At 42.5% G+C, this 20,194-nt stretch carries 14 protein-coding genes and 1 pseudogene; 6 read left to right on the top strand and 9 right to left on the bottom strand.

All coding sequences use genetic code 11. The features are described 5' to 3' along the window. Positions 1-52: 52 nt before the first annotated feature. The 3 genes from ACI2JM_RS11145 to ACI2JM_RS11135 all read right to left on the bottom strand — a co-directional run bounded on the left by ACI2JM_RS11145 (position 53) and on the right by ACI2JM_RS11135 (position 3,055). Positions 53-1,453 carry an NAD(P)(+) transhydrogenase (Re/Si-specific) subunit beta gene (locus ACI2JM_RS11145; RefSeq protein WP_404644205.1) on the bottom strand — a complete coding sequence of 467 codons (1,401 nt, stop codon included), beginning with the start codon at positions 1,451-1,453 and terminating at the stop codon, positions 53-55. Then, positions 1,450-1,788, bottom strand: coding sequence for a proton-translocating transhydrogenase family protein (locus ACI2JM_RS11140; RefSeq protein ID WP_404644213.1), 339 nt, complete (start codon positions 1,786-1,788; stop codon positions 1,450-1,452). Before ACI2JM_RS11140 ends, ACI2JM_RS11145 begins: the two co-directional genes overlap by 4 nt. A 100-nt stretch (positions 1,789-1,888) precedes the next feature. Beyond that, positions 1,889-3,055, bottom strand: coding sequence for an NAD(P) transhydrogenase subunit alpha (locus ACI2JM_RS11135; RefSeq protein WP_404644204.1), 1,167 nt, complete (start codon positions 3,053-3,055; stop codon positions 1,889-1,891). 483 nt (positions 3,056-3,538) lie between these two features. Between ACI2JM_RS11135 and yaaA the strand changes: the two genes are divergently transcribed. Then, entirely contained in the window at positions 3,539-4,339 is an 801-nt protein-coding gene (gene yaaA / locus ACI2JM_RS11130) for a peroxide stress protein YaaA (RefSeq protein WP_404644203.1), read from the top strand. Positions 4,340-4,443: 104 nt separating this feature from the next. Here yaaA and ACI2JM_RS11125 read toward each other — a convergent pair whose 3' ends face one another. The 4 genes from ACI2JM_RS11125 to groES form a co-directional block, all read right to left on the bottom strand. Continuing rightward, positions 4,444-6,102 (bottom strand): hypothetical protein, encoded by a 1,659-nt coding sequence (locus tag ACI2JM_RS11125; protein ID WP_404644202.1) that lies wholly within the window; start codon positions 6,100-6,102, stop codon positions 4,444-4,446. Between the two features lie 538 nt (positions 6,103-6,640). After that, positions 6,641-8,290 carry a chaperonin GroEL gene (groL, locus tag ACI2JM_RS11120; RefSeq protein ID WP_045456067.1) on the bottom strand — a complete coding sequence of 550 codons (1,650 nt, stop codon included), beginning with the start codon at positions 8,288-8,290 and terminating at the stop codon, positions 6,641-6,643. 19 nt (positions 8,291-8,309) lie between these two features. Continuing rightward, positions 8,310-8,531, bottom strand: coding sequence for a hypothetical protein (locus ACI2JM_RS11115; RefSeq protein WP_404644201.1), 222 nt, complete (start codon positions 8,529-8,531; stop codon positions 8,310-8,312). A gap of 4 nt (positions 8,532-8,535) precedes the next feature. Then, positions 8,536-8,829 carry a co-chaperone GroES gene (gene groES / locus ACI2JM_RS11110; protein WP_404644200.1) on the bottom strand — a complete coding sequence of 98 codons (294 nt, stop codon included), beginning with the start codon at positions 8,827-8,829 and terminating at the stop codon, positions 8,536-8,538. Positions 8,830-9,378: 549 nt separating this feature from the next. Between groES and ACI2JM_RS11105 the strand changes: the two genes are divergently transcribed. Next, entirely contained in the window at positions 9,379-10,149 is a 771-nt protein-coding gene (locus ACI2JM_RS11105; protein ID WP_404644199.1) for a DUF3108 domain-containing protein, read from the top strand. A gap of 89 nt (positions 10,150-10,238) precedes the next feature. Here ACI2JM_RS11105 and ACI2JM_RS11100 read toward each other — a convergent pair whose 3' ends face one another. Beyond that, positions 10,239-10,715: a hypothetical protein gene (locus tag ACI2JM_RS11100; protein ID WP_404644197.1), complete on the bottom strand. Its 477-nt coding sequence runs from the start codon at positions 10,713-10,715 to the stop codon at positions 10,239-10,241. 62 nt (positions 10,716-10,777) lie between these two features. Next, complete coding sequence (gene wrbA, locus ACI2JM_RS11095) at positions 10,778-11,395, bottom strand: NAD(P)H:quinone oxidoreductase (protein ID WP_060490546.1); 618 nt, start codon at positions 11,393-11,395, stop codon at positions 10,778-10,780. 424 nt (positions 11,396-11,819) lie between these two features. Between wrbA and ACI2JM_RS11090 the strand changes: the two genes are divergently transcribed. The 4 genes and pseudogenes from ACI2JM_RS11090 (at position 11,820) to ACI2JM_RS11075 (ending at position 20,120) form a co-directional block, all read left to right on the top strand. Next, on the top strand, positions 11,820-13,361 hold the full coding sequence (locus tag ACI2JM_RS11090) for a YihY family inner membrane protein (protein ID WP_404644194.1): 1,542 nt from the start codon (positions 11,820-11,822) through the stop codon (positions 13,359-13,361). A gap of 153 nt (positions 13,362-13,514) precedes the next feature. Further along, on the top strand, positions 13,515-16,916 hold the full coding sequence (locus tag ACI2JM_RS11085; RefSeq protein ID WP_404644192.1) for a M66 family metalloprotease: 3,402 nt from the start codon (positions 13,515-13,517) through the stop codon (positions 16,914-16,916). Positions 16,917-17,205: 289 nt separating this feature from the next. Continuing rightward, positions 17,206-18,714 (top strand): annotated as a pseudogene (locus ACI2JM_RS11080) (DUF2254 domain-containing protein). Positions 18,715-18,845: 131 nt separating this feature from the next. Next, entirely contained in the window at positions 18,846-20,120 is a 1,275-nt protein-coding gene (locus ACI2JM_RS11075) for a sodium:proton antiporter (protein ID WP_198330461.1), read from the top strand. Positions 20,121-20,194 lie beyond the last annotated feature (74 nt).

The following is a 20,194-nucleotide window of genomic DNA, read 5'->3' as shown; positions in this document are numbered from 1 at the left end:
CCTAAGTGACTTTTTTATTTAAAAGCTTATATTTAAAAACTAACTTTAAAGATTAATGACCTGCACCATTGATACTACGTACCATCTCTTCGACCATTTTCTTGGCATCACCAAAGATCATCATGGTTTTATCCATGTAGAACAGACTATTATCAAGCCCTGCATAACCTGTATTCATTGAGCGCTTGATGACCATGACCGTTTGGGCTTTAGTGACTTCTAGAATCGGCATACCAAAGATTGGCGACGTTGGATCATCTTTCGCAGAGGGGTTTACCACATCATTTGCACCGATAACCAAGACCACATCCGTACTCGCGAAGTCTGAGTTGATCTCATCCATCTCTAAAATATCATCATAAGGTACGTCCGCTTCAGCCAACAGTACGTTCATGTGACCTGGCATACGACCAGCGACTGGATGAATGGCAAAACGAACGTTAACGCCTTCTTCTTTTAGCAACTCATACAACTCTTTTACCGCGTTCTGTGCACGACCTTGCGCCATACCATAACCTGGAACAATAACCACACTACTGGCATTGGCCATCAAGAAGCCAGCATCTTCTGCTGATCCTGCCTTATAGTTTTTCGGTGCACCATCATCAGCGCCTGCTGCTACGGCTCCTGTACCCATACCGCCAAACAAGACGTTGAGTAATGAGCGGTTCATGGCTTTACACATGATGTAAGACAAAATCGCGCCTGATGAACCGACGAGCGACCCTGCGATAATGAGCATCGAGTTGCCGAGAGTGAAACCAATGCCTGCCGCCGCCCAACCTGAGAACGAGTTCAATAGTGAGACAACCACTGGCATATCGCCGCCACCGATTGGCGCAATCCACATCCAACCAAATATCACGGCAATCACTGCCATTGCATAAAATGCTGGTAATGAGTCAGTGACGAAATAGACGCCACCGAAAGCAATCATCGCAATGAATAATAATGCTTGGACGGGTTTTACCCAGCCGCCAACCAATGTTTTCGCCCAGCTTTTTGCTGCTAATTTACCAAAAGCAAAAACCGAAGCTGAAAAGGTAATCGCACCAATAAAGCAACCGATAAATAGTTCGACACGGGCAACGGCGCCATGCTGTTGTTCAGTATGCAATACGGTTGCCAGTGCAATGGCGACCGCTGCCAAACCGACAAACGAGTGCATCAAAGCAACGGTTTCTGGCATTTGCGTCATCGCGACCGTTTTTGCCTTCCACATGCCGACGAGGGCACCCAAAATCATCGCAATGATAATTAACCACAGCACAGGGCCTTCTGCTAAGAAGAATGTCGTGACGACCGCAATCGCCATCGCTACCATACCAAAGCGGTTACCACGGATAGCCGTCTTAGGGCTGGATAAACCACGTAAGGTCAATACAAAGAGGATAGCGCCTACTAAATAAAACCAATCTGCATTTGCCGCAATCATTGCTGAGAAATCATTCATACGTCACCTCCAACATCAGTGGTTGCTACAGGTGCTTTTTTCACTTTCGGTTTAAACATCGCAAGCATACGCTCAGTCACGGCAAAACCACCAAAGATATTGATACTGGCTAAAAATACGGCAAAAGCACCAAGGATACTGGTCGGTGTAAACACAGAGCCGTCAATGGTGACGGTCTGTAGCATCGCACCGACGATGACGATACTCGATAGTGCATTGGTGACAGCCATTAATGGTGTGTGCAATGCAGGCGTGACGCCCCAAACGACATAATATCCGACAAAAATAGCGAGTACAAATACGGTAAAAATCGCTACAAATGGTGTGCTACTCATGGCCGCACCAGCTGGCGCTGCCGCTAAAATAGTGGCAATCATCTAATCCTCCTAAAATTTATTCGTGTCTGGCAAATGTGTAGTGAAAGGCAGTCAAAACTTAGCGTTTGGCTAGTCGTACCTGACTGTCATGTGTCACTGCCAGTGCGCCCTGAATCTCGTCTTCCATGTCTAATTTAAGTGCCAAATTAGCTGATGGGTCACTTGCTGAAGCGTCATCGCTAGCAGGCGCAATTAAGGTCGTGATAAAGTTAACCAAATTATTGGCATACAAATCTGAAGACTGCGCGGCGAGCAACGATGGGATATTGGCAGCACCAACGATACGTACGCCGTTGTTTGTAGTGATGGTTTCGTTAGGCACACTGCCTTCGACGTTACCACCCGTTCCAGCTGCCATATCAATCAGTACGGAACCCGCCTTCATTTTAGCAAGGGTTGCGCCGTGCACCAGACGAGGAGCGTTACGACCAGGAATCTGCGCAGTAGTAATCACGATATCCGCGTTGCTCAAGGCTTTATCTACAACAGCAGCTTGATCTTTGACATATTGCTCAGATGGTGTCCACGCATAGCCACCTGTAGATTTGGCTGTTTCGGCCTCCTCTGCATTCATCGGTACATCCAGCCATTTACCACCCAATGACTCTACTTGCTCACGAGCTGTCGGACGTAAATCACTCGCTTCTACCACTGCACCTAAACGCTTGGCTGTCGCAATCGCTTGCAAGCCAGCAACCCCAACGCCTAAGATGACCACTTTAGCAGGCTTAACTGTACCGGCTGAGGTCATAAACATCGGGAAAGGACGTGAGTATTCATTTGCCGCGAGCAATACTGCTTTGTAACCAGCAAGGTTGGCTTGCGATGACAAGACATCCATATTCTGTGCGCGTGACAATGTGCGAGGTAAAAGTTCCATCGCAAAGGCAGTGACACCTTTGGTCGCATAAGTGTCAAGCTGAGTATTACGATATGGGTCAAGCATGCCAATGACAATCTGACCTGACGTTAAGCCTTCAATAGCTGCAGCAGGTAAGTCATTGACGGTAGTAATAATTCGAGACTGTGTGATTACCTCGGCGCTGCTGCTGGCAATGTCGGCACCCGCCGCTTGATACAACTCATCAGCATAATATGCTGCTTGACCTGCACCTGACTGTATGACGACTTCAAACCCAAGCTTACGCAATTTTTTGACTGCGTCTGGGGTTATCGCTACACGGCTCTCGCTCGCGATATCTGCACTGATTACACCGATTTTCATACCGTCTCCTTACTTACGTCTAATGACTATACTTACGTCTCACGACTACCTTTAACACCCTCAACGCACATTTAAAAAGCACAGGGGACAAAAAAACCTTTGGTCATGGTTGGTTCAACATCATGACCAAAGATTATCAATTTAATAAATGATAGCGTCTTTGCCATCATACCTTTTTATTATAGAGACATCATCTGCCAACTTTCATTGCCTAATGATGACCCACAAGTAAAATAAAAAGTTAGGCATTTACACCATCTGCATAACTTTTATTGTTATATTAAAAATTTTTCCTTTTCAATTAAACGCTAGACTTGACAAACTATCGGCTTATGTCAATCAAATATCTGTCCTTTTTAAGGATAACGTTAAAAAACACGAAATAACGACGGGTAGGTCAAGATACAATGCTGCATATCGTATAATAAGAAAACTTGATACATAAATAGAATACCCATTGACTCACTATAATAAGGAATGATGATGTATTTTTTACTTTCCCCTGCCAAATCTTTAAATGAGAAAGATGCGGTGCCAGTGAACTTAGACAAATATTATAGTCAACCAGAGCTCATCGAACATGCGCAAGCATTGATGAAAAACTTAAAATCAAAAGAACCGATTGATTTACAAGAACTGATGGGCATCTCTGATGATTTGGCACAGCTCAATGCCAAGCGCAATCAAGAGTGGCGTTGGAGCAACGATAAGCCCTTTACTTTAGGCAATGCCAAACCTGCAGGTTATTTATTCGATGGCGATGTTTATACTGGACTTGATATGTATCATATGGATAAAGACACCGCCATTTACGTCAATAAGCATCTGGGTATCTTGTCTGGATTATATGGCGTACTGAAACCGCTCGATTTAATTCAACCCTATCGTTTAGAGATGGGTACCAAACTGAAAAATGAACGTGGCGATAACCTTTATGAGTTTTGGGGCGAGAAAGTAACTGCCATTATCAATGCACGTATGGCAGATAGTGATGATAAGATTTTGATTAATCTGGCGTCAAATGAATATTTCAAAGTGGTCAAGAAGAAAGCGCTGAATGCGAAAGTTATCACGCCACGATTTGAAGATGAAAAGAATGGTCAATACAAAGTGATTAGCTTCTATGCCAAAAAAGCACGTGGACTGATGGTGAAGTATGCTGCTGATAATAAGCTAACCAATGCTGAGCAGCTAAAGCAGTTTGATTTGGCGGGATATTATTACTGTGAAGAGGCTTCTGATAATAAAACGTGGACGTTTAGACGGGATGCAGCCAGTCAGTAGTTTTAAAAAAATATCTAATTTGTATAAATAAACCCCGATAAGCTGAGCCTATCGGGGTTTTTCGACAGAATATTATCACCAGTTGCCGTAAAACCTCTCAATGATTATACAGTAAAACGCAATTTATCTCTTGAAACATCAAGTACGACAGTTTGATCATATACGTTATAGGTATGAAGACGATCGATCTCGTTTTCCCAATTGGGTTCGATATAACTCACAAAGGTTTCTTTGTAAGATGTCGGTGTCAACTCTTCTACTAGATACAAAGCCACTCTACGCCCATACCTAATAGTGCCATCTTGAGCCGTACGAAACAGCTGACCATCTCTCTTAAATAGTGCACCTGCTAATCGTGATCCACGCACATCAATTTTTAACGGCGCAGAGGGATGAATGGTCCAGTTATCTGACTCCAACTTATCAGACGTATAAATATGCAATTCCAAATCCATTGTAAGGACTGAAATTGAACCATGCGTGGTAAAAAGATACCATAAGCCATTGTGCTCAATAACGGCACTATCTGCTGCCTGAACCCCAGACACCAACTCATGAACTTTTTCCCACTTCTGCGGAAAATCCGTCGCTTTTAATAGGTTAATACAATTGGTCTTGGCGGCTTCTGGAATCATATATACAGCGTCTTCATGCTCGAATACATTAGGAAAGCTTAGATGAGAGCTAATACCTAAATCGACTGCTCCAGAATTGATAACTTGATGGTACTCATCCAGTTCCACCCACTCTATACGGCCGATACCTTCTTTATAATTTAAGCTCTCAAAAAATATATAACGCCTTGAATCTCGCTCAATATAAAAAGGGTCAGCCCAAAAACATCCTTTTTCAGGCAATAGCTCAGTGTATGTTTGCATCGACTGATCAATAGAACCAATCAAAATACTCCAGTTATTGTGATAAAGACTCTTATAGAAAGTCTTTATCGTATAGTTTTTAAAAAAACTCATCAAATGCCGTATGGCAGTCAGTTGCTGGGGTTCTTCATAAATTGCATCGTCAAGCATTAAATTCGTCGAATTTCCATTTTTAACGCCAATTTTATTTTTATGGAAATACCAATACAATATCGATGCTGTGACACCATTTAATTTATGCTCGGTTAAATTATAGTCCCAGTAAAATAAAGAACCATACCCTCTCCCAACGACTTTATCACCATTAAGACGCTCATTTAACAGATGTAGCGTGACTACACTATTCTCCCATTGTTCGGCAAACTGCCAATACAATGCTGATCCGTGTCTTTGTTTGGTTTCATCGCCGTAACGAAATAAGAGAATACCTTTTTTTGAAACACTCAGAATTCTCCCTGCTAAGGTTCGAAAGCCAAATTTGACCAGATAATCCAGATTGGCGGCTTCAAGTTTCTCAATTACTGAATCCTCAATCTCATCATAAATTTTATCCTGATCTACTACTGATATTACGATGGGCATCGTACCATTAGCCACCAAGTCATGAATAGAATAACGCTTGCTATTACTCTTATTTCGAGAAAGAAAAGAAAATAACTTTTGATTGATGGAAGGAATAACTTTCGATAGACGAGACATGTGAGACGCTTGTTTTTTATCCCGTTGGACAGCAATACAAACCTCAACCTTGCCTTCATCGACGAGAGATTTTAATGGTTTGAACTTATACCATGGCAATGTTTCCTCTTCTACCAGAATTCCAAGCCTAATTTTTTTCATCATCATCACCTTGAATTGCACAAGAGTTTTTGGCTGGGCAGCCATAACACATGCTCAATTGTCCTTTGATAAAGTATCAGTCCATTGATTATATTTAAATAATAACATATATAAAAAAACTTTATATATTCAATGCTCTTGATAATGTCAGGTCGATTTTGTTGATCTAATGGGTATTTTATTTGTTGAAATCTTTGGGGGTGCATCAAAGACCATGAGTAAATAGTAGGTAGAGTGTCACCACTGAGTCTGGGAAACATCAACGCCCTCACTATGTCTGTCAATTGGCAACCTTTCCAAACATAAAACACTTATCCAGCACTATCAAATGAATGTATATAAAACCGTGAATACCTCATATACCAATGAGTAGCGCTATAAAAATTAGGCAAAAAAAAGCCCTGCTATCTTCCGATAACAGAGCTTCTAATGATTAAATAAACTTTATAACAAAATCATACTTCTAGCGAAAAGCGCTTTATGGATTGACTAAAGCAGTACGACTAGGCGACCAAGTGAAGATTGTACTAATAGTACATCGAGCGAGGTTAACAACGTCGTACAAATTTAGTCGAGGCATAAATTACATCATGCCGCCCATTCCACCCATACCGCCCATTCCACCAGCACCGCCCATGCCAGCCATACCGTCATCACCTTGTGGCAAATCAGTAATCATGACTTCGGTCGTTAGCATTAAGCCAGCTACAGATGCTGCATTTTCTAGCGCTGAACGAGCTACTTTAGCTGGATCAAGAATACCCATCTCTAGCATATCGCCGTATTCGCTAGAAGCTGCGTTGTAACCGTAGTTACCGCTGCCACTCTTCACTTCGTTTACTACTACTGATGCTTCTTCGCCAGCGTTGGTAACGATTTGACGTAATGGTGCTTCCATTGCGCGACGTAAGATATTGATACCCGCGTTTTGGTCATCGTTATCGCCACGTAGCTCAGACAATGCATTCATTGCACGAACTAAGGCAACACCACCACCAGGTACAACGCCTTCTTCAACCGCGGCACGAGTCGCATGTAGCGCATCGTCAACACGGTCTTTCTTCTCTTTCATTTCAGTTTCAGTCGCAGCGCCAACTTTGATAACGGCAACGCCGCCAGCAAGTTTAGCCATACGCTCTTGAAGCTTTTCTTTGTCGTAGTCAGACGTTGATTCTTCAACTTGACGTTTGATAGATTCAACACGGTTTTCGATATCAGCAGAGTTACCAGCGCCATCAACGATCACGGTATTTTCTTTACCGACAGTGACTTTCTTAGCGGTACCAAGTTGCTCAAGAGTAGCAGTCTCTAAACTTAGACCAATCTCTTCAGAAATCACAGTACCGCCCGTTAGCGTTGCGATATCTTCAAGCATGGCTTTACGACGATCGCCGAAACCTGGTGCTTTTACGGCACAAGTTTTCAAGCCGCCACGCATGTTGTTGACAACCAATGTCGCCAATGCTTCGTTTTCTACGTCTTCAGCGATGATTAGCAATGGCTTGCTCTGCTGCATCACTTGCTCAAGTAATGGCACGATTTCACGGATATTGCTGATTTTTTTATCAACCAACAAGATATATGGGTTTTCAAATTCAGCAGTTAAGCTGTCTTGCTTGTTAGCAAAGTACGGGCTGATATAACCACGGTCAAACTGCATACCTTCGACAACTTCTAAGGTATCTTCGAAGCTTGAACCTTCTTCAACGGTGATCACGCCTTGCTTACCGACTTTTTCCATCGCTTGAGCAATTAGCTCACCGATTTTGGTGTCTGAGTTGGCAGAGATAGAGCCCACTTGAGCAATCGCTTTTGAATCGTCAGCTGGTGTAGCCAGCAAATGAATTTGCTCAACAGCAGCGCGAACCGCTTTATCGATACCGCGTTTTAGATCCATTGGGTTCATGCCAGCGGCAACTGATTTCATGCCTTCTTGCAAGATAGATTGCGCCAATACAGTCGCAGTCGTCGTACCATCACCAGCGACATCATTTGTGCGGCTAGCCACTTCACGAACCAATTGAGCGCCCATGTTTTCGAATTTGTTTTCAAGCTCGATTTCTTTGGCAACCGAAACACCATCTTTAGTGATAGTAGGCGCGCCAAATGATTTATCGATAACTACGTTACGACCTTTAGGGCCTAGGGTTACACGTACTGCGTTTGCTAGAACGTTTACGCCGTCCATCATTTGTTTACGGGCATCTATGCCGAATTTTACGTCTTTTGCCATGTTAAATTACTCCATTTATTTATTTTGAATTCAAAGAAGTGATGTAAGATTTTATATTATCGATTCTTTGTTCGTTACCTATAGTGTTTTGGAACATGACATTCCCATTATTATAGATGTTAACATTCAACTTATCGCTAACGAATTTTTCCCCATTTTCTAAGGGTTTAGAATCAAAATCATTATCTAGTAGATGAATTTTGAGATTATTAATTTCTTTACATTGGATACTAGCACTCATGAAATTAATCCTCTAGCACACCCAATACATCAGATTCTTTCATAATCAATAGTTCTTCACCGTCAACCTTTACGGTCTGACCAGCATATTGACCGAACAAGACTTTGTCGCCAGCTTTTACATCTAACGCGCGAGTTTCACCGTTGTCACGAATCTGACCGTTACCAGTTGCTAGCACTTCACCTTGTGAAGGTTTTTCTTGAGCAGAACCAGGAAGCAAGATACCACCAGCCGTTTTTGTTTCTTCTTCTATGCGGCGGACAACGATGCGATCATGTAAAGGACGAATATTCATCAATATGTCTCCAATAATTTGGTTATTTGCAGTAAGGGTTTATTTGAATTAATGGTCTCAATACCAATATCTATAGGCATTACTGCTTAAAACAGCATTCTAAAGATAAGCTTTGAGCTTGTATCAAAAAGTGGGGGCAAAGTGAGTTAGCTTCAAGTGTAAAGCCCAAAAATTTACAAGAATTTTGCATATCGTGGATTATTTAGTTGGTAATGACGTTTATGAACAGTCATTTGATTGGATTGCACCGTATTAAAGGCCTTAGAACGATTTTAAAAGCAGCCATGTGAGTGCTAAATTTCAATACTGAATTGAATTAGTCAAGCTACCGCATATCATTTACAACTGACCAATTAACTTACTCCTGCTTACTCAAGTTACAGTAAGTGACGCCTGATGATATCGCGCTCGATGCCAGCAACCTTGACTACAATAGCAACACCACAGGGACGGCCTTCACTCTTGAAAAGATAGCAAAACATGACCATTATAGTCCTTGAGAAAATAACAATAGTTATAAGCAATGCCATAAATAGCGATTAAGGAATGTCCATGAGTTTTTTATCAAACGATCAAAAGTCATTAACAACCGATACTAATAATACTAAACGTAGCAAGTCTAAGTTTTTAACCGCCCTAACCACTGGGGCCAGTATTGCTACGATTGGAGCGATAAGTATGACTGCACCTACCCTTGCCAGCGCAAAGAATATCGAACCTTCAAGCGCCAACTACAGCTTTACGGTTGAGGACAAATATAAAGGTACGGCTACTCGCACGCTTAACAAATCAGGCAATACTTGGAAATATAATGTCAATGCTCGGGTGGCAGGTGTTGCAAGCGCTTCGCAAAACAGCACTTTTACCATCAACGGTAATAATGTCATTCCGACTCAAGCCAGCACCACTTATAAGCTATTAGGCGTTGGTCGTACGCACAAATTAGACTTCAATCCAAGCAGTAAAAAGGTGGTGAGTAACTATAAAGGCAAATCGACGACCATGAACATGGCACAACAAGCTTTTGATGATTTAAGTTTGGAAGTGCAAATTCGCCAAGATTTATTGAACGGTAAATTCTCTGGCAACTATTACATGGCGAAAAAAGACAAAATAGAGCAAACCCCTTTCAAAAAATCTGGTAACACCAAGATTACCGTTCCAGCTGGCACATTTGATACCGTACGTGTCGACCGTATCCACGATGACAATAGTCGTTCTACCAGTTTTTGGCTCGCACCAAGCCTAGATTACCTACCAGTAAAAGTTAGCCAAATTAATGATGGCAAAAAGATGGATTTAGAATTAACCAAAGTAAATTAAGCTTTTTATTAAATAAGCAGAAATAGCATAAAAAAAGCGGCACTCTAAATAGAGCGCCGCTTTTTTTGTCTTACACTTCGCTAAATCAACTAACGTGGCTGCTTAACGACGTTGTTCATTGAAGGAAGACGCTTTAGTAGAATAAATAACCAAATATTGATTGTCAGTAATAAGACAAAATCAAGCAAATAAACCACTATCTCTGCCCAACTGCTACCGTAAACGCGGGTAAACAGCACCACACCACTCGCCCCCAAATAAACCAAGGTAAGCATACTGCCTATCAATAGCACATACGGCGAACGACCCCGTAGTATCGCGGGCGTCAAAATAAATGCTGGCACTAGCCATAATGCTTGCCAGGCGATACCGCCAATGACATCAGGACTACTGGGATTAAAAACATTGATAAAAATAGGTAGCCCAAGCAGTCTATAAACCAACCAAATCAGCCAAGTCACCATCAAGCGCTGACGAATAGGCGTAATTGGCTTTTTAAGCTTAGCAGCTTTGGCAGATTTTTTGGCTGGTGCGCTTATCTCACTATCGGAGCGGTTTGTGACCATTAGATATATTTACTTCCTAATTAATAGCGTTATATAAGACGTTGCATGCTATAAAAATCCGCTTAGCGAGTCCAGTTAGCTTGCGCCAATGCAGTAGCACTAATAGCCAAGCGCCGACCTTGGGCGATAGCCAACTCGCGCTCATCTGCTGAGACGGGTTGATCATGCAACGCCCCACTCACGTGGCTGGCACCATAAGGCGAGCCACCACGATGAGTACGATTAAGCGCAGGCTCAGCATAAGGCACACCAACAAGGATCATGCCGTGATGCATCAACGGCAACATCATGGTCAGCAACGTTGTCTCCTGCCCGCCATGCATCGAGCCGGTCGCAGTAAATACAGCAGCAGGTTTGTTCTGTAAATTACCTGCCAGCCAAATAGTGACCGTATTGTCCCAAAAATATTTCATGGGGGCAGCCATATTACCGAAGTGCGTCGGGCTACCAAGCGCCAAACCCATACAGTCTTTTAGATCGTCCATAGTGCAATATAAGTCACCTTCATCAGGTATCGCAGGCTTGCTCGACGTGGTCTCGGGTGCAACCGTTGGTACAGTACGGATACGGGCTGTCATACCAGCATCCTCAATACCTTGAGCGATAGCATAAGCCAATGTCTTAGTCGTACCGTAATTTGAATAATAGAGCACCAAAACATAAGGGGCGGTCTGACTCATTAGCAATACTTCCTCATAAAACCATGAATGTTATTGTTGATTCCAATTACCTACAACAGCTTCTATGCAGTCTATTTCTTTAGCGTAAAGCCTTACTGATTATGTAGCTATAGTCGATTCAATTTAAAAATAGTACTAGTACAAGGCAACCGAGTGTAGATGTATATTTAATACTTCAAGCGAGGTTAACGCTGTAATAATTTTATAGTGGAATGACTATATACATAATCTGTGACAGATACTGCAATATAGGCATATATTATGCCCCAGTCATTCACCGACATGCAAACAGCCTTGGTACACCTTGTCGCTAATAACCTGCTAGAGAGGTTGCTGCTGTGCATTTTGACACAATTAAACCGCAGATGGTAACAGCTTATCTTTGTTACACTACTGTCACTCAAACACCTGCTAAATGGTCGATATGGAAAACTTATCAAAAAAAATCCCGTTTTTACATCAACGCTGGTTTCAATTCTTACGATTCTTGACTCGGCACTTTTTTGAAGACAATTGCCAGCAAAAGGCTGCATCGCTGACCTACACGACTATGTTGTCAATTGTACCCGTTCTAACCGTCCTATTGATGATCCTATCTTCTGTACCCGCACTTGCGTCCGTTAGAGCACAGATATATGAAGTGATTTATAGTAACTTGCTACCACAATCAAGTATGCAGGTCAGCGAGTATATCAATAGCTTCGCTGAAAAATCCTCAAATCTAACCATCATTGGGGCGATGGTGTTACTTTTTACGACCATTATGACGTTAACAACCATCGAGCGCGCTTTTAACCAAATCTGGCGGGTAGAAAACCGCTCTGGCGGTATGAAAAGTATGCTGCGCTATTGGACCATCGTCACGTTAGGACCGTTAGTACTGGGTACGGCATTTCTTGCTTCAAGCGCGGTACAAAGTTTGAGTTTTTTAAATCGACAAATCGCTGGTTATGGCATTGACTGGTCTTTTTGGGTACAAGCCGTATCCATTGGTATCACTGTCGCAGGCTTTATTGGTATGTACTGGTTCATTCCAAAAGCACGCGTACCCGCAAAAAATGCAGCCATTGCTGGTCTCTTCGTCGCTATCGTATTCGAGCTGATGAAGCACTTGTTTGGTACAGTAATGGCAAACTTCACCAGTTATGAAGCGATTTACGGGGCTTTTGCGGCACTGCCCATCTTCTTATTATGGATATATTTGTCTTGGAATTTAATTCTATTAGGTGTTGAGATTAGCTATACCTTGACGATTTTTGAGACTGAAGAGGTCTATCCACGCCACCCTCTGCTAAGTTTGCTCGATATGCTAAACCTCGTTTATACCCACCATTTAAAAGGGGAAGCGGTAAGCGAACAAGCGTTACGTAATGTGCTAGGACGCAAAGAGCTACCAAAATGGTATACCTATATTAATTATCTGCAAGACAGCAATCTAATCACCATGACTGAAGATAATGATTATGTGCTCAAGAGAGATTTGAGCAAAATGACATTATGGGATTTTTATCGCACCCTACCTTACCCCTTACCTATCAAAGATGAGCTAGATGAGATGGGGCCAGAGGATCAAAAACCTTGGCTTAGCTTGCTAGTCAACCGTTTTGAAAATACGGAAGCTTATGCCAAGCAACAGTTAGATCTACCGTTAAATGCTATTTTTGCCAATAGTGAGCCACGTAAAAAAGCTGATTCTAATGGAAAAGGCATCAAAGGCGGTCAATCAAATTTATTTAGAAAAACCTCGGCGACCACTGCAGCATTAGACAAGAATGAGCCGATCAAAGACACCCCACACTTTGACCCAATAGCTTATGATAAAGACAGTGATATTGAATGCGATGAGCAGGATAATGAGATTCTTATTCCTAAAGATTTGAATGACTCTCAAGCTAAAACCAATGGTAATCTCTTTAATTATAAAGGCGATATCATTACTGAATCAGATAACCCAAAAACAAATTAAGAAAAGCGTTAGTAATGAATGAGGCATATCAAATAATAAAAATTAGTTTTCACTAGAGTTTATAATAGAACTTATCATTATACATCGAACAAAAGTCGTACGAGATGCTAACACAGCTGTTATATTGCCTTAAACTATTATTAGGGCAATAAATTGAAAAACACAATAGCATTTCCAGTAAAAGCGCTAAGCATTTGTGTCGTATCCATTATGCTTTCTGCTTGTGGTGAAGGTGATGGCAGCACATCATCACTTGTACCACCAACCGTTAATCTACCAGTAGAAACGCCGCCTGTTAAACCACCAGTAACGAGTCTTCCTGCTACGCCACTTGAACCAAGCACGCCTGTTAAGCCGCCAATAACGAGTATTCCTGCTACACCAATTGGGCCAAGTACGCCTGTTAAACCACCAATAACGAGCATTCCTGCTACGCCACTTGAACCAAGTACGCCTATTAAGCCACCAATAACGAGCATTCCTGCTACGCCACTTGAGCCAAGTACGCCTGTTAAGCCGCCAATAACGAGTATTCCTGCTACGCCAATTGGGCCAAGTACGCCTGTTAAACCACCAATAACGAGCATTCCTGCTACACCACTTGAACCAAGCACGCCTGTTAAGCCGCCAATAACGAGCATTCCTGCTACGCCACTTGAACCAAGCACGCCTGTTAAGCCGCCAATAACGAGTATTCCTGCTACGCCGCTTGAACCAAGTACGCCTGTTAAACCACCAATAACGAGTATTCCTGCTACGCCGCTTGAACCAAGTACGCCTGTTAAACCACCAATAACGAGCATTCCTGCTACACCAATTGGGCCAAGTACGCCTATTAAGCCACCGGTAACGAGTATTCCTGCTACGCCACTTGAGCCAAGTACGCCTATTAAATATCCAGAACCAAAAAAGGATATTGCTGATTTTTATTTATTAGGGTTTTTTGACCACGATGGTAGAGCAGGAGAAATTCGTGCTATTCGTCCAGACTTGGTTGGCGATTTTCAAGCGATGATACAGTTTGGGCAGAATCATACCGTTGATCCACAGGGTAACGAAGCAAAAAACATGCCGCGCCTGACGGCAGAAAAAGAGGCGCTGTTATTGGTGACGCCTACGCTTGAAATGGGTGATATTAATAAATTAGCGGCTGAAATTTACAAAGACGGGGTTTTATTACGAACTGTCAATTTAGCCGATCCGACTCAAATCCCAGACACGGATCAGACCAATACTGACCAACGTCCTCGCGTTGCTTACAGTAAGCGCGCATGGTCAACCAAACTCAACTGGGATGAGGTACAAGGTGGTCTCAAAATTCGCATTGTGGATGACCAAAATCGTAGCGGTGAATTGTCAGAAGATAACATAGATTTTGCCGCCCCTGGTGAGTTGGTATTGACCAATATCCGTCTGGGCATGTTAACGGATGCACCTCAATCTTGGGGTCACTACATGCTACGCGATCCAGAAAGAGCGGGTTCAGACTACTTCCAAACCATTCCAGCAGCACAAATGACCGTTGCTAGCTATGATGACATGAAGCTCGAACGAGTAATGGTCGCCAATGGCACTATTTATGATTCAGTCAGTGACTCAGATGATGCTGGCGTTTATGCTGGTGATATGCGCGAAAACACCGCGAAATCAACCTTTGGTGTTGGCATTAATTTAGCCAATTGGGGCGTCACCAGTGCATCAATGCAAAGTCAAGAGCAACCGCAATTGACCCAGAACGTCAATGCGCATCACGCTCGCGGTAAATATAAGAATGGTGAATATAACCACGGCTTAAGCGGCGGTAATGGTATGTTGACCCTAATCGACTCTCAAGGTAATGAGTTCAGCCACGAAATCGGTCATCATTATGGCTTGGGTCATTATCCTGGTGAACAGAACGGCGATTTCTTTTGGGCCGAGCATCATGCCAATAGTGGCTGGGGCTATAATGGCGTCAGAAACAAAATGCGCAGCAACTTAGACTGGCCACGACAGGTCGAGGGTGATGGTCTCACTGGTAAACCTCTTTTCTTAGCCACCTATGGCTATGGTCGCGATGCGATGTCTGGTGGATCACAGAGTGGCGCTTATTCAAACTATACTCACTATACGGGTTATAGTACAAAAATTAAGATACAGCCAGCATTTGATCGGGCTGTATTTGACGCTGATTCACCAACTGGCTATAAGAAATGGAATGCTGAGCTCAGAAAGATGGAAGTCATCCAGCCTAAAGTGTGGAAAGAATCCAAAAACGTTTGGTACAACAGTACCGACGGTAATTACTTAAAACCACGCTTACAAGGCGTGCCAGTATTTACCATTTTAGGCGGTTATGACCCTGTCGCGCAAAAAGGCATCATTTATCCAGAAGCACGTGGTAACTGGGGCAACGTTTTTGAGCTACCGACACCGCATAACTCGCTTGAATCAGCAAGCTGCTGGTTAAGCGTTACTTATAGTAATAACACGATTAATGATATTGCGTTGGCTCCTAATCGGATGACCAGTAACGCCAATAAGTTCCATATTAATTTAGCGATTGCAGACAACCCTAAAAAAGTAGATTTATACTGTAAAAAGGTCAATGAAGCACAAGTACAGCTCTCAACCATTGATATTCGTCAATATAGTGATGTGATTAAACCCGCGGTTACCTTTGGTAAAGAACAGGGCTATACGGCACTAAGAAAGGTAGAATTGCCAATCTTAGAGCAGAAACTTCTTGCTCAAGCAGAAAATTCGACTATTAGTTTAGACGCCAACGGTCAGTTATTATATGATTCTTACAAAGAGTATCGTGATGAGCTTAGCCCTTTAGCACTCCAAACATTAGAGCGTTATGAGAAGCAGCAAGAAACTCTAAATCGTCTAAACCGTTGGGTCAATGTCTATCGTACAGATTTAATCAAAAAAGAGCCTGAAGCACTTACCGAATTTCAAAAGTTTGTTGTAGATTTAGAGCTACAAGATGACAAACCTTTAGATAATGTGACTACTATCCGTAATGGCAACAACTGCCTTAAAGTTGAAACTCTAGAAGATGGTAAGTTAAATAGCTTTATTAGTGGTCCAAGTGGCTGTACTGGTGACGACTCTGAACAGTGGATTTACGATCTTAAAGGTAAAATTCACAGCAAAATGGCATTAGACCAGTGTTTAACGGAACAAGGTTCTTGGGTGGTTTTGGGTGCTTGTAGCTTGGACTCGCCAGCGCAAGTTTGGGAGATGAACGGTGCTGACCAAATCAAACAAGGCAACAAATGCTTTGATTTGCGTACTGGTAACTTAGTAGATAATCGCGGAAGCTTAATTACTTACAATTGTAGTGGTGGCTGGAATCAGAAGTGGACAACGCTGACTAAAAACCCAAGCTTTATCTTAGGGACCGCAGGTAACAATCTACCGTTAATCGTAGATAGTCTGCAAAAACAGCCAGTATCGACGGATGATATGCAAACGCGTTCATTAAGTATGGACAGTAAAGAAGAGCCTTCAGTATTAGCAAAACTAAGCACTGCGATAAGCACTTGGATTGACAATCTAGTCAGTTAACAAAACAATCCATTACGCTAAAAATAAGCTCCTATGATAGGGGCTTATTTTTTACTAAATTTTTAATCTTTGTGGCTTATATGGTAAGGTAATTTACTCTTCAGAGGTTTTATTAGCCAAATAAAATCGTAGCTTAGTAATAAAAAATGGGTCGCTTTTTAGGTCATTTGTGGAGCATATAATATTGAATAGACACTCTGAAAGTGGCTGGTTTAACTCGGCATTGCTGACAATAACGCACAGACTAAAGCAGTTTGCCCAGTTATGGTCGCTACAGACACTGACCGATATGCCTGATCGACTAAGAAACCTATGGCAGCAGCTTATCGGCTCTTATTGGTTTATCCCAACGGCTTGCGTCATCGTTGGAATATTGCTTGCGGCTTTATTGGTCACTATCGATCAACACTTTGACCGCGAAACAGTCCGAGAGATTACCTTTGCTTTTACCGGTGACGACGATGCGGCGCGCGCTATCATGACAGCGATTGCAGGGGCTGTACTGGGCGTAGCAGGCACGACCTTTTCCATTACAATCGCCGTGCTATCGATGGCCTCTTCGCAATTTGGCCCACGGCTGTTGCGCAATTTTTTAACCGATACACCTAACCAGTTTGTATTGGGGGCGTTCATTGGCACCTTTAGTTATAGTTTATTGGTGTTAAAATCCATCCATAAATATGACGTGGCTTTTGGTGTGCCACAGCTCGCAGTGACTTTTGCGATTATCATGGCAATTATATGTGCGCTGTTACTGGTGTACTTTGTACAGCATATGGTACATGCCATTCAAGCCTCACATGTAATTCAAAACGCCAGCAATGATGCGATTAACAATATTCACTATTGGTATCGTAATCATTGCGATATCCAGCATCAACGCGATATAGAACATCATAACATTGAACAGTTTCATCACTGGTCAGCGATGCCCATCTATCCACCAAGCTCAGGTTATGTTCAACAATTTTACCTTGAGTCACTGATTACACTGACACAAGACTATGGTGGCGTGGTGCAAATGCGTATTAATCTTGGTGATTATGTCACTGACAAAAATGTCATCGGTTATTTTTACCAGCGTCCAGCAGATCATCCAAATAATCGACAAAAAACAGCGACGCCATCTTTAGCTGTTGTGCCGCGTGCCCCTGACGGACTTTTTTGGCAACGCTTTGCAGGCTGTATACGTATCGAACAACGACTGGCTCATTCTAACGATATTGCTTATAGCTTGGGACAAATGACTGAAATCGCCGTCCGTGCCTTATAGCCTGGTATCAATGATCCAAAAACAGCGGTCAACTGCGTACAATCACTAACCAGTTGCTTAAGTATTATGATGCGTCGTCAGCCGCCCAGTCCCTATCATTTTTATACACCAGCACAAAACGATGATTCATCGAAAGCCGAAGTTAAACAGCGACGCTTGGCTATATTAGCCATAGTTACTCATACTCCCAAAATATCTGATTTTATCAATACCTCGCTTGGCGAGATACGTCGGTATGCAGCAGCTGATTTGATGGTCTTAAAAGCGCTATGTCAGGCGATGGTCAATCTAAGTTATGCTCGCGTAAATAACGCACAGCAGCAAACCTTATTGCATGAGATAAAACTGATTGAGCGCGCAGGAGAAGAAAACCTAAGCTATCAAGAGCTGATAGATGACTTGAGCGCGATGTGCCAACAAGCCCAACAATTCATACTTAGCAACGATGCTCATCATCAGTATTTTGACTATGTTAGCGCGTTTGACGCCCATATTCGCCAAGCATTACAAACGCAATCAAGATAGGTTTTTCCTACTGATAATGTGATACATACCGCTGAGGTAAGAATAAAAAACAACTAAAATCGAAATAGAAACATTCTAATCCTTATAAGCACTAAGCTTAAGACCATTCATCATTACTTGAGAATTTTTTCATGGCCCCTACCAGTAGCCTAACCATACTTGAAATCAGCGCGATATTCTTATCAATCACAGCCCTATTAACTTACGTTAACCATCGTTTTATTGGTCTACCGACCACGATTGGCGTGATGGTTATCTCCATTTTATTATCTATTGGCGCGATATTTTTGGGATTTTTGGGATTTGATCAGCTGATTGATTATGAAGTAAGCTTATTAGAGCAGCTTGATTTTACCGAAGTCTTATTAGATGGCATGCTCTCTATGCTGTTATTTGCAGGGGCGCTGCACGTCAATATCAGCGATTTAAAACGTTATAAACTGCCTATTGGTATCCTTGCTTGCGTCGGTACCATCGTCTCTGCGATGCTTATCGCTACGGTGCTTTATTTTATGCTGCCGCTGCTTGGTTTCGGTTTGCCGTTTCTTTGGTGTTTGCTATTCGGTGCTCTAATATCACCGACCGACCCCATTGCCGTAATGGGTATTTTGGCATCGGCTGGCGCGCCAAAAAGTATAGAAACGGTCATCGCGGGTGAATCATTATTTAACGATGGTATCGGCGTCGTCATCTTTGTATTGCTGCTAGGGATTTTATCCAGTGGTGATATCCCAACCGCCAATTATGTGGCGCATACCTTAGCGGTTGAAGCTGGTGGCGGCATTATTTTTGGCTTAGTACTTGGGGCGATTTTGTATTACATGCTGAAAAGTATCGATAGCTATCAAGAAGAAGTGTTATTAACGCTTGCTGGTGTGATAGGTGGTTATGCACTCGCCAGCCATTGGCATTTATCAGGACCACTCGCCATGGTGATGATGGGGTTGATGGTTGGGAATCGCGGACGAGCATTGGCGATGAGCGATAAAACGCGGCATTATATTGATTTATTTTGGGAATTAATCGATGAAATTCTCAATGCTATTTTATTCGTACTCATCGGTTTAGAAGTAGTGATGATTGCTTATTCGGGTAATTTATTTATCGCCGCTGGTTTGACAATTGTCATTGCCCTACTTGCGCGTTTTATCGTTGTAGGTATGACGACCAAAACCTTTCATCGTCAGCTTGATTTGCCGACAGGCGCTTGGAAAGTGCTGACATGGGGCGGATTACGTGGGGGTATTTCGGTTGCCTTAGTGTTGCAGTTACCACTGGGCACCGAGCGAGATATTTTATTGGCGCTCACTTATGCAGTGGTTATATTCTCTATCTTGGTGCAAGGTTTGAGTATTGGCAAAGTCGCCAAAAGCATTCGCACTGATAAGAGTACAGCAAAGCCATAATTTATAACCAGTTTTAAGCCAATCGTTTTAGCAAAAAAAAGCCAGCATAAGAGAGTATCTTACGCTGGCTTTTT

It is taken from the genome of Psychrobacter sp. NPDC064578, from assembly GCF_044901245.1.
Classification (GTDB): domain Bacteria; phylum Pseudomonadota; class Gammaproteobacteria; order Pseudomonadales; family Moraxellaceae; genus Psychrobacter; species Psychrobacter cibarius_C.
The sequence above is the reverse complement of the archived record's forward strand: the minus strand, read 5'-3'. Positions and strand labels throughout refer to the sequence as shown.

Bases quoted from the DNA above. Each gene is read 5' to 3' on its own strand.
- ACI2JM_RS11145 (WP_404644205.1), bottom strand. From the start codon at position 1,453: ATGAATGATTTCTCAGCAATGATTGCGGCAAATGCAGATTGGTTTTAT.
- ACI2JM_RS11140 (WP_404644213.1), bottom strand. From the start codon at position 1,788: ATGAGTAGCACACCATTTGTAGCGATTTTTACCGTATTTGTACTCGCT.
- ACI2JM_RS11135 (WP_404644204.1), bottom strand. From the start codon at position 3,055: ATGAAAATCGGTGTAATCAGTGCAGATATCGCGAGCGAGAGCCGTGTA.
- yaaA (WP_404644203.1), top strand. From the start codon at position 3,539: ATGTATTTTTTACTTTCCCCTGCCAAATCTTTAAATGAGAAAGATGCG.
- ACI2JM_RS11125 (WP_404644202.1), bottom strand. From the start codon at position 6,102: ATGGCTGCCCAGCCAAAAACTCTTGTGCAATTCAAGGTGATGATGATG.
- groL (WP_045456067.1), bottom strand. From the start codon at position 8,290: ATGGCAAAAGACGTAAAATTCGGCATAGATGCCCGTAAACAAATGATG.
- ACI2JM_RS11115 (WP_404644201.1), bottom strand. From the start codon at position 8,531: ATGAGTGCTAGTATCCAATGTAAAGAAATTAATAATCTCAAAATTCAT.
- ACI2JM_RS11105 (WP_404644199.1), top strand. From the start codon at position 9,379: ATGAGTTTTTTATCAAACGATCAAAAGTCATTAACAACCGATACTAAT.
- ACI2JM_RS11100 (WP_404644197.1), bottom strand. From the start codon at position 10,715: ATGGTCACAAACCGCTCCGATAGTGAGATAAGCGCACCAGCCAAAAAA.
- wrbA (WP_060490546.1), bottom strand. From the start codon at position 11,395: ATGAGTCAGACCGCCCCTTATGTTTTGGTGCTCTATTATTCAAATTAC.
- ACI2JM_RS11090 (WP_404644194.1), top strand. From the start codon at position 11,820: ATGGAAAACTTATCAAAAAAAATCCCGTTTTTACATCAACGCTGGTTT.
- ACI2JM_RS11075 (WP_198330461.1), top strand. From the start codon at position 18,846: ATGGCCCCTACCAGTAGCCTAACCATACTTGAAATCAGCGCGATATTC.